8 protein-coding genes and 5 pseudogenes are annotated in these 8,573 nt (G+C 69.7%); 9 read left to right on the top strand and 4 right to left on the bottom strand.

The window, feature by feature from the left end:
• A pseudogene (locus tag JL475_RS40895) lies at window positions 1-160 on the top strand (DDE-type integrase/transposase/recombinase); the annotation flags it as partial.
• A gap of 766 nt (window positions 161-926) precedes the next feature.
• Here JL475_RS40895 and JL475_RS37320 read toward each other — a convergent pair.
• Window positions 927-1,217: a hypothetical protein gene (locus JL475_RS37320; protein WP_237409377.1), complete on the bottom strand. Its 291-nt coding sequence runs from the start codon at window positions 1,215-1,217 to the stop codon at window positions 927-929.
• Between the two features lie 658 nt (window positions 1,218-1,875).
• On the opposite strand from JL475_RS37320, the gene JL475_RS37315 reads away from it, so the two are divergent.
• Together JL475_RS37315 and JL475_RS37310 are read left to right on the top strand one after the other, a co-directional pair.
• Window positions 1,876-2,091, top strand: coding sequence for a hypothetical protein (locus tag JL475_RS37315; protein WP_202282662.1), 216 nt, complete (start codon window positions 1,876-1,878; stop codon window positions 2,089-2,091).
• A gap of 147 nt (window positions 2,092-2,238) precedes the next feature.
• Window positions 2,239-2,409, top strand: coding sequence for a hypothetical protein (locus JL475_RS37310; RefSeq protein ID WP_202282661.1), 171 nt, complete (start codon window positions 2,239-2,241; stop codon window positions 2,407-2,409).
• Window positions 2,410-2,442: 33 nt separating this feature from the next.
• Here the strand turns inward: JL475_RS37310 and JL475_RS37305 are convergent, their stop codons facing one another.
• The gene (locus JL475_RS37305; RefSeq protein ID WP_307825315.1) at window positions 2,443-3,681 is read right to left on the bottom strand and encodes a PP2C family protein-serine/threonine phosphatase; all 1,239 of its coding nucleotides are present in this window, start codon (window positions 3,679-3,681) and stop codon (window positions 2,443-2,445) included.
• A gap of 244 nt (window positions 3,682-3,925) precedes the next feature.
• Here JL475_RS37305 and JL475_RS37300 point away from each other — a divergent pair, with 244 nt between their 5' ends.
• The gene (locus JL475_RS37300) at window positions 3,926-4,144 is read left to right on the top strand and encodes a hypothetical protein (RefSeq protein WP_202282660.1); all 219 of its coding nucleotides are present in this window, start codon (window positions 3,926-3,928) and stop codon (window positions 4,142-4,144) included.
• A 270-nt stretch (window positions 4,145-4,414) separates the two neighbouring features.
• Window positions 4,415-4,968, top strand: a pseudogene (locus JL475_RS37295) (helix-turn-helix domain-containing protein).
• A 15-nt stretch (window positions 4,969-4,983) separates the two neighbouring features.
• On the opposite strand, the gene JL475_RS37290 reads toward JL475_RS37295, so the two are convergent.
• The gene (locus JL475_RS37290) at window positions 4,984-5,217 is read right to left on the bottom strand and encodes a hypothetical protein (RefSeq protein WP_202282659.1); all 234 of its coding nucleotides are present in this window, start codon (window positions 5,215-5,217) and stop codon (window positions 4,984-4,986) included.
• 408 nt (window positions 5,218-5,625) lie between these two features.
• On the opposite strand from JL475_RS37290, the gene JL475_RS37285 reads away from it, so the two are divergent.
• The 3 genes and pseudogenes from JL475_RS37285 to JL475_RS37275 form a co-directional block, all read left to right on the top strand.
• Window positions 5,626-6,084 carry a hypothetical protein gene (locus tag JL475_RS37285; protein ID WP_202282658.1) on the top strand — a complete coding sequence of 153 codons (459 nt, stop codon included), beginning with the start codon at window positions 5,626-5,628 and terminating at the stop codon, window positions 6,082-6,084.
• Window positions 6,085-6,615: 531 nt separating this feature from the next.
• The gene (locus JL475_RS37280) at window positions 6,616-6,813 is read left to right on the top strand and encodes a hypothetical protein (RefSeq protein WP_202282657.1); all 198 of its coding nucleotides are present in this window, start codon (window positions 6,616-6,618) and stop codon (window positions 6,811-6,813) included.
• 180 nt (window positions 6,814-6,993) lie between these two features.
• Window positions 6,994-7,197 (top strand): annotated as a pseudogene (locus JL475_RS37275) (Tn3 family transposase); the annotation flags it as partial.
• A gap of 165 nt (window positions 7,198-7,362) precedes the next feature.
• Here JL475_RS37275 and JL475_RS40890 read toward each other — a convergent pair.
• Window positions 7,363-7,668 (bottom strand): annotated as a pseudogene (locus JL475_RS40890) (ATP-binding protein); the annotation flags it as partial.
• A gap of 807 nt (window positions 7,669-8,475) precedes the next feature.
• On the opposite strand from JL475_RS40890, the pseudogene JL475_RS41620 reads away from it, so the two are divergent.
• Window positions 8,476-8,573 (top strand): annotated as a pseudogene (locus tag JL475_RS41620) (MerR family transcriptional regulator); the annotation flags it as partial.

Raw genomic sequence — 8,573 nt, 5'->3', positions numbered from 1 at the left:
CTCCTACGGCGCGGCGCACCGCGAGGTCATGCCCTCGGTGGAACACCGCTCGCACAAGGGCCTGAACAACCGGGCCGAGAACAGCCACCAGCCGACGAGGCAGCGCGAACGCGCCATGAAAGGCTTCCGTAGCGTCGGCTGGGCTCAGCGGTTCCTGTCCGCGTTCAGCGGCATCTCACCCTACTTCCGACCCCGCCGCCACCTGATGACCGCCGCCCACTACCGCACCGAGATGACCGTCCGCTTCGCGATCTGGGACCAGGTCACCGGCGTCGCCGGCCTGCTGCCGCGGCCTGAGCACGGAGTCGGGACCCGGCCCCACCACACCCGACACGCCGTTAGGCACTCGCACACTCAACAACGTGACAGCGCCTCACCGCGACCTCGACAAGGACGTCGTCGACCGCTGACCGTCCGGCACACGAGAGGGCGCCCGCAGCCATTCGAGCTGACTGCGGACGCCCTTTCGACTGTACCGGCCCGGCGCCCGCAGGCTGTCGCCCATGATGGGCCTGATCACGACGTTGAGCCCGAGGAGGGGACCGTGGCGCACGTATGGGTGCTCTACGACAGTTCGGCCCTGATGACTGAAGTGTTCCGTGCCGACGCCATCGAGCATGTGCGCTCTACCAACGAGACGGTGGACGCGCTGCGGATCGGGGCGGAGGGAAGAGTAACGGTCCTGCACGTCAGCGGCCGACCGAAGCTCCCTCCCGGATTCGGCCTCGACCTGCTCAAGACGATCGCAAGGGCCAGCGCCGAGCACCTGGACGAGGACACCGTCGTCGTGCCCACGCTGGACGGCGAGACCTGGAAGTGGGTGGTTCACCCGCTTCTTGCGTACGAACTCCCGAGGCGCTGAACCACCCGACGCGAGCAGGGCCCTGGACGAATCCGGGACCCTGCTCTGTCTGTGTGGAGCCGCTCTACTGGCTGCGGTCCCACCGGATCGGGTACGACACCGTCGGTGTCGGCCGCGGCGCGGACTTCTCCCAGCCGGGGAAGTGCACCGGGTACACCCCGCTCTGCTGCGGCCGGAGTAACCGCTCGCCCGCCCCGGCGCCGCCGGCCGTTCCGCCGCCGCTGCTGCCGAAGCCGACGACGGCCAGGGCCACCACGGCGAAGATGGTCAGCTCCCGCCGTGCCCCCGGGTGCCACCGCGAGTGCGCCCTGACCTTCGTGCCGTCCGCCCGTTCGTACTCCCCTACCTGCACCACGACGTGCCTCCCCTCCCCTGGGCAACGCGCCGCACCGGCGCAACCGCCCATCAAAGCAGCCGCCACTGACAGCAGGTGACGCATTGATCACCTTCGGCTAGCGCCCGGCAGTCGGTTGGTTGGGGCTGGCGTACAGACCTGTGGCCGGGGCGCGTGGGCACTGGGGGTCTTCGCCGACCCCCAGACCTCGCTTCCCACGGCACTCGCCGACGCGGGCCTGCATCGTCGTGGTTCGGACCGGTCGCGCCAGGAAGCACCGGGGTTGTGGTCGAAGGCTGCTCTCCGGTGGGGAGTCCGGCACAGACGGGGTGAGGCCGTCGGCCGCCTGCAGGTGCGCCCGGTACACCGACCACCGTGTCGGCGCGGCCAGATGAACGTGCAGCGCAGCACCGGCAGGATCCGCAGGTCCGGGGGTCGGTTCGTCGTCGGGCGGTCGGTTCGAGGAGGCAGGCATCAGGATCTACAGGAAGGTCAGCGGCGCCCCGTGCGAGCGCACCGCTCCGTCCTGGCCCCGAACTCCTACCTCGGCCACCAGCCGCAAGGTACGAGCGGCATGATGATGCGGCGTGACACAAGAGCAGCCGGAGAGTCGGCACCCGCAGATCCGCATTCATCGGTACGAGCAGGCCATCGCCATCAAATGGCCCGGCGAAGACCGGTGGTTCATGGCCTGGGGGACGGCGAGGCGACCGCCGAGTGGCGGGATAACCCGAACGACTCCCTTGCCTTCGACAAGCTGTCCCCGGACGACGAGTGGATGGACCCCGTGGCGGAGCACCGCAAGGACGTGACGCCCTGGACGGAGGCGATCCGCCGGGACATGGCGTCGATCCAGCGGCTTCTCGGCAGCCTGGAGGATCACCCCTGGGGCTGAGCCTGCGTCGCCCCGTACCTTGCGGTTGGCGTCCGAGATAGGCCCGGGGATCCCCGGGCCCCTGGGGTCGTTTCCGCAGGTCGGCATACGGCGGTCGTGGCGTCACGTCCGATTCGCCCTGGCTACCGGCTGGTTAGTTGTCCCCTGGTGTCCGAGCTGGGATTCCGGGGCCAGGTAGGAGCCCGGGGCCGGTTCGGCGAGTACTCCACCCACGAGCTCGGCATCCAACCCGAGGCGTATGACCCGCGCCTGGACGTCGACTTCACGGTGCTCAGAGGCGATGCCCCGACGAGCGAGAGCTACTCACCGGCCGCCTGAACCGAAAATCCACCGTCCAGGAAAGCGCCCTGGTCACGGCCACTGCTTCGTGCGGCCGGCTGAGGCTTGCTGGGTGTCCGCGCCGGAGCTGGCATGCCGCTGGGGCTCCTGGGGGCCGTGCCAGTCCAGGCACATCACGGTGGCATCGTCTGCGAGCCGGCCGCCGGCGGCGTCCCGTACCGCGGACGTCAGCATCAGCGCGGCCTCCCGCGGGTGCAGGTCCCGGGTGTGCTCCAGCAGAGCGGGCAGGTCGACCTTCTCTCCATGACGTTCGAGCATGCCGTCGGTCAGCATGAGCAGACGGTCACCGGGGCGCAGATCGATGTCCTGAACCCGATAGGGGTGGGGCGCGAGCGCGGACAGCCCGAAGGGGTGGTCCACTTCGCAGGTGATCATCTCCGCGGCCCCCTCACGCATGCGCAGTGGCCAGGGATGGCCGGCGTTGACGAGCCGGGCCTGCCCGGTGTTCAGGTCGATGCGCAGCAGCTGCCCGGTGGCGTGATCGTGGTCGTGGTCGGCCAGGGCCTGGTCGGCCCGGTGGGCCTGCTCGGCCAGGCCGGCTCCTGCACGGCGGGCGCCGCGCAGGGCGCCCACCAGGACCGTGGCGGCCAGCGCGGCGTCGATGTCGTGGCCCATGGGGTCGGTCACCGACACGTGCAGGGTGTCGCGGTCCAGGGTGTAGTCGAAGGTGTCGCCGCTGAGGTTCTCGGAGGGTTCCAGGCTCCCGCACAGGGTGAACTGTGCAGCCTCGCACGACAGTGACGGGGGCAGCAGCTGGTACTGGATCTCTGCTGCCAAGGTGGGGGGCCGGGAGCGTTTGCCCCAGATGTAGAGGTCGGTGAAGCGCCCGTTGGCGATCACGATATAGGCCAGGACGTGGGCGGCTTCCCCGACCGCATCGAGGACGTCCCCGCCGGGGGCGGCCGGAAGGAGCAGTTCCAGCAGCCCGATGGCATCTCCCCGGTTGGTGACCGGCACGATCACCCGCTGTCCCCGGCCGGTCTCCTCCTGGTACAGCCGCTGGGTACGGATCACCTGCTCGTAGACACTGCCGAGCAGGGGGATCCGCTCCGCTTCCCGCCCACCCTCCGCGGCATCAGTGGTGGACAGCCGTGCCACCGCCCTCCCTGTCAGGTCCACGATAAGGAAGGAGACCTTCGTGGCCTCGAGACGCCGCCGCAGGTCCTCGGCGACCACGTCGACGGCCTCCACCGGCGCGGCCGTCTCCGCTGCCGCCAGCAACCGGGGAAGTTCACTCTGCCCACCACTCACGACCACGGTCCCTTTCGCCGGCCCCTCATACCAGCCTGGGAACCACAACGGTGAGCGTCAATTCGTGACCAGTCGGGGTGCCGGTAAGAACGCTGTCAGCAGCCGCAAACGAGGGGATGTCACATCCATGACAGCCCCGACCTGGGACGGTTGACGGGTGCTGAGGCGTCGTGCCGGGTGTGAGCACCTGTGCGCCCCCGCAGGCACTCTCCCGGCCGCCGTGGGCGCGGCGCACGGTCGAACCATGGAGGACACCAGAGAACAGGCGTGCGTGGGTCGTGGGGACGGCACGGACTGCCCGAACGGGGAGACCGAGGTGCTGGTGGACGGGGTCCGCTGCGAGGAGTGCCGGCACCACTGGGAGCTGGACGCGACAGAGCCGGCCCGGCGGACGGCCGCGGACGACGGGTTGACGCGGCCACTGGGGGACCCGAGGGAGGCAGGGCCGGGGACTGCGGCCTAGGGCGCGTATCGAGTCGTGATCATTGGCCGGTCCGGGTGAGGTCTTTGTGCGATCTCTCGGTTTCGGGACAGTGGAGTGAGTGACAGTGGGGTCTGGGTGTGTTGTTGCTGGTGGGTGGCGGTTTAGGGGCGTGGGGCCACTGTCTTGGATGTGAGAGATCCGTGGGGTATCGCTGTCGTGGGGGTGTTATCACGTGAGGGGTAACGCTGTCTCAGTTTCGTGAGTTCTGATCCACTGGCCGGCGAGTGATTAGTGTGCTCGGGGGTGTGGATCAGGGAGAACAGAGACGGTCTCGAGCGGTCCGTACAAGGAGCGTTCACCCGCCCCATCCCCAAGTCGGTTGGCGCAGATGCGTTACCTGGTCAGGCAGCTCAAGGGCACCCGCGCGGTGGCCGACGCCCTCGGCGTCACCCAGCGCACCGTCGAGCGGATACGTGAAGGACCAGATCCGCCGGCCCCGCCCGGACCTCGCCCAACGGCTGGAGGACGCGGTCCGCGCCCGCTGGCAGCCCCGCATCCGCGCCCAAGCCCGCCGCCAGGCGGCCACCAGCACGGGCCTGGTCGTTGACACCCGCGCCCGGTTCGGCTTCACCGCCGCGCCCGGCACCACCGACGACGCCCGCATCCGGCATCTGACCCTCGCCCTGGCCCCGCAGTACGCGGCCCGCCTCTTCGCCGCCCAGGACGCCGGCGCCGGCGAGCAGCAGCTGCGCGACATCGCCGCCGAGGGCCTTGGCGAGATGTACTTCCGGGATGGTGGCCGCCGCGCCCACGGCCTGGAGGTGGAGTTCACTGATGTGGAGCACCTGGAGTTCGACCTGTAGGGCCGGGTCGTGCCGTCAGACTGTGGGAGGCTGCGCAGCTGTGCCTTCGGCGGTGGGTGGTTGCGGATCACCGCCGGGGCCGGCGCCCAGGGTTCGGCGCCCGGTGATTGGGCGTGCGGGCATCGGGTCGCCGGCGGCCGGGGCGGTGGGCAGGCGTTCGGCGGCGAGCGGGGCGCGTGGCGCGGGCGGCAGCTCCGCTTCGGTGGCGGTGCGGGTCGGTCCGGTGCCCGGCGGGCGGCGGGCGGTCATGCCGGATTCTCGCCCGGCGCGCGTCGTTCTTCCTCACCGGGATCGCCGTGGGCGGCGGCGGGCCCCGAGGCGCGCGCGGGTCGGGTGCGTGCGAGGCGGTGAACTTTCCTCCGCCGGCTGTCTGCTTCGACCTGCGCAGAGGTCTGTGAACTGCGCTTTGCGCCGGTAGTCGGGGAAGGGGCGTGAGGTTGTGCTGTCCGTCGGCCAGGGGGAGGCGTAGCGGTCATCCCCGCTCGGATACTCCCCGAACCCCGACACACGTGCGAGATGGCTACGCAGAATCTACGACGTGGGCTGAGCGGCAAGCTGAGAATTTGCGAGAACGCTGGTGCCGACCGCCTCTCACCCCCACCATGAATCCTCCAGTGACGACACCAAGATCGTCCGAATCAGGGGGGAAGATCAGCCATGATCCTGTTCAAGCGCGTCATCTCCACCGCGACCGTACTGCTGGCCGCCCTCGGGGCGGGCATCGTCAGCCCCACAGCCGCCAATGCCTCAACCGTCGCCTGCAACCAGAACGTCGAGGTGCGTGAGTCGGACTGGGACGTCTACACCGGTTGCTTCCTCCAGTATGGCGACACGGTTCAGATCGGCGCCCAGGGCTCGATCTGGGCAGGTGTCTGGTTCACCGGCAACAACGGCCCCCAGGGCTGGACCAACACGGCCCAAGACCCGAAGTTCCCCATGCCGAGCGCCCGCGCCTACTCGCTGCTGTCACGAGCCGACGGCCGCTACAGATACGTCGGAACCGGCACGAGCTTCCTGTACACCGGCAGCGGCACGTACCTCTACCTGCGAATCAACGACGACGTCCCGGGAAACGGCAACGGCTCGTTCAACGCGAACGTTCAGGTCATCCGCTGAAGTCCTTCGGCTGCGACCTTCCTAGTGCTACCGGCGGCTAGGAACGGGGCAACGGCAGCTCGGCACATCTTGTAGTACGAGCGACCCCCGGCAATTCCACTGCGGGGGTCGCTTCGGCGTCCGCGGCCACTACTGCCGGGTCGATGTCGCCGGGGGACGGGGCTTCAATCCGGGGAGTCGCGTCCAGCCACTGAACAGGTCGTGGCCCACCTCCCCGACGCAACCCCCTGGCTACGCGGCGCCGTGGTGCGCCTGACCGCCGGACAGCCCGAAGACCACCCGGACGTCGTCGCCGTCGACCGCGTCCACCATGCCTGGCACCGCGTCACCGAACCCTCCAGAGCACGCGAGTTGGGCACCGAGCCGTCGACATTGTGCACGCAGGTCCCCGGAAAGAGTGGCGCCCGCGAAGACGTCCAGCGACGCCTGGCAAGACTCTCGTCAGCTCTCCTCCCCTGACGCCCCAAGGAATTTGCCTCGCCCGCATGGTGGGATGTCGGCCAGTGGGGCACCGGCCGCACGGACGAAGGCATGACGCTGGCCGCCCGCTACGCCTGGCAGTTCGGCGTAGGGGAGGACCGGCTTCGAGACGACCTGAAGGGCCTGTACCGCTACGGATTCGCCACCCGGGTCGTGGCCCCGGCCCCCGGCCGACGAGCCGTCTACGCCCTCGTGCTGCGACCGACGCCATCCCGCAGGGCCTCCCGGACGACCTGGCCCAGCAGCTGAAGATCTGGAACCTCCCGGAGTTCGAGGACCCCGACGAGGACGCCCGGTACGGCCGCCTGACCGACGCCGCCGACGCCGCGGTGCTGTCCGGCCGAACCCGCCGTCGTGCCCGGGGACGAGCACGGCGCCGCCGAACTGGACGCCGCCCCACACTGGGAGCACCCGGCCGACTCCCCGGCCGCCGCCGTCGCCCAGCTCCGCGCCGAGGGCCCCGAGATCAGCGACGAGGACGTGGCCCGGTTGTCCCCGCTCAAGCACAAGAATTTGAACGCCCTGGGCCGCTACAGCTTCACCGCCACCCAGTCGGCGGGCGGCACCCTGCGCCCGCTGCGGGACCCGGACGCCTCCGGGCTCGATGACGATGAGGACGGCGTGGAGGGCTGACGGCGTCAGGAGGCGACCAGGGCACCGATCAGCTTGTGGGCTGCCGCCTTGGTCAGCCGCTTCGCGGCCGTGGTGGTCTTCTCCCTGGGGGGACGCGCCTTGATATCGGTGCCCTTGACCGCCTTGACGAACTCGGCGTCGAACCGCTCCTTGCCTGTCTTCGGCCCAGCCGAAGCCTCCGGTGCCGCCGTTCAGGTCGGGGGCGCGCGTGCGCGGCACCTGCGAGCTGGAGTCGTCGACGACCACCTCGATGAGGTCGCGGTGGGCGGTCAGGCGGAGGGTGAAGGTGCCGCCGCCGGGGAGCAGGGCGTTGGTGACGAGTTCGGAGACGACCAGGACGACGGTGTCGGCCGCTTCTGAGTCGACGGCCGGCCACCAGAGGGCTTTGCGGAAGGCCCGGGTGGTCTCGCGCGCGTCGGCGACCGCGGTCGCGGAGCGGATGGTCGTGGCGTCGACGCACATCGTGTCCAGCAGGTTCACCCTGGTCGCTGGCTCGTCAATGCCCGGTCCTGCCTGCCCGGTGCTTGGGCCCGGCCCGGTGCCCCCTGAACCCGGCAGGGCCCGATTACCTCACCGGCGAACACGCGGAAATCTATGGCGGCCGCAGTAGACATTGGGTGGTGGTGTGGTTATGGTTTTTCTCGTAGCCGAGATCAACAGGGCCCGGCAGAGACGAACTGCCGGGCCGCAGTGCCCGCAGTTGCAGTGCGCAGGACGGTGCGGTGGTGGAGTTCCGGAGCCAGAGCGGTTGCAGGACGGGCGACGGGACTGACGACCGGACCGGGTGGCCCGCAGTGATCAGGGGCCGCCGTGAGCAGGACCCCGCAGTGAAGTCAGTGAGCAGTACCTCGGTGAAGGCGTCGGCTGCGGACGCGCGCACCGGGAGGTTCGGCAGTGGGGTTCCAGGCCAGAGCAGACGCAGGACGGGCGACGGGGCCGGCTGCCGGAGAGTGGCGCTGTCACAGGCCACCAGCAGTACGCAGGAGAGCAGTACCAGCAGTAGGTAAGTGATTGATCCCAGAGGGAAGAACGGAGGAGCCGAGCGCCATCAGGATCGCCCGGGCGGACGTCTTGGGCCCGGGTACCGCAGGACATCGATAGTGAGGTGGTCTCCGGTCAGGCAACCGCGATCCCCGCACCCCCGGCAGCATCTCGGTCGGGTCTGCGGACACAGGAGGCCGGCGCAGGATCAGGGCCGGCAGATGGTGTAGTAGTTCCTTCGGGGCCCTGGTGCCATTGGCACCAGGGCCCCTCCCCGCGTTTTACCGAGAGGTGCAAGTGACAGCAGACGACTCGTTCAACCGTCTCGATGACGACGACTACCCCGCCTACACCATGGGCCGGGCCGCCGCGATGCTCGGCACCACCCCGGGCTT

It is taken from the genome of Streptomyces sp. M2CJ-2 (assembly GCF_016757295.1).
Taxonomy (GTDB): Bacteria; Actinomycetota; Actinomycetes; order Streptomycetales; family Streptomycetaceae; genus Streptomyces.
Note: the sequence above shows the minus strand (reverse complement) of the source record. Positions and strands in the feature narration are given on the sequence as shown.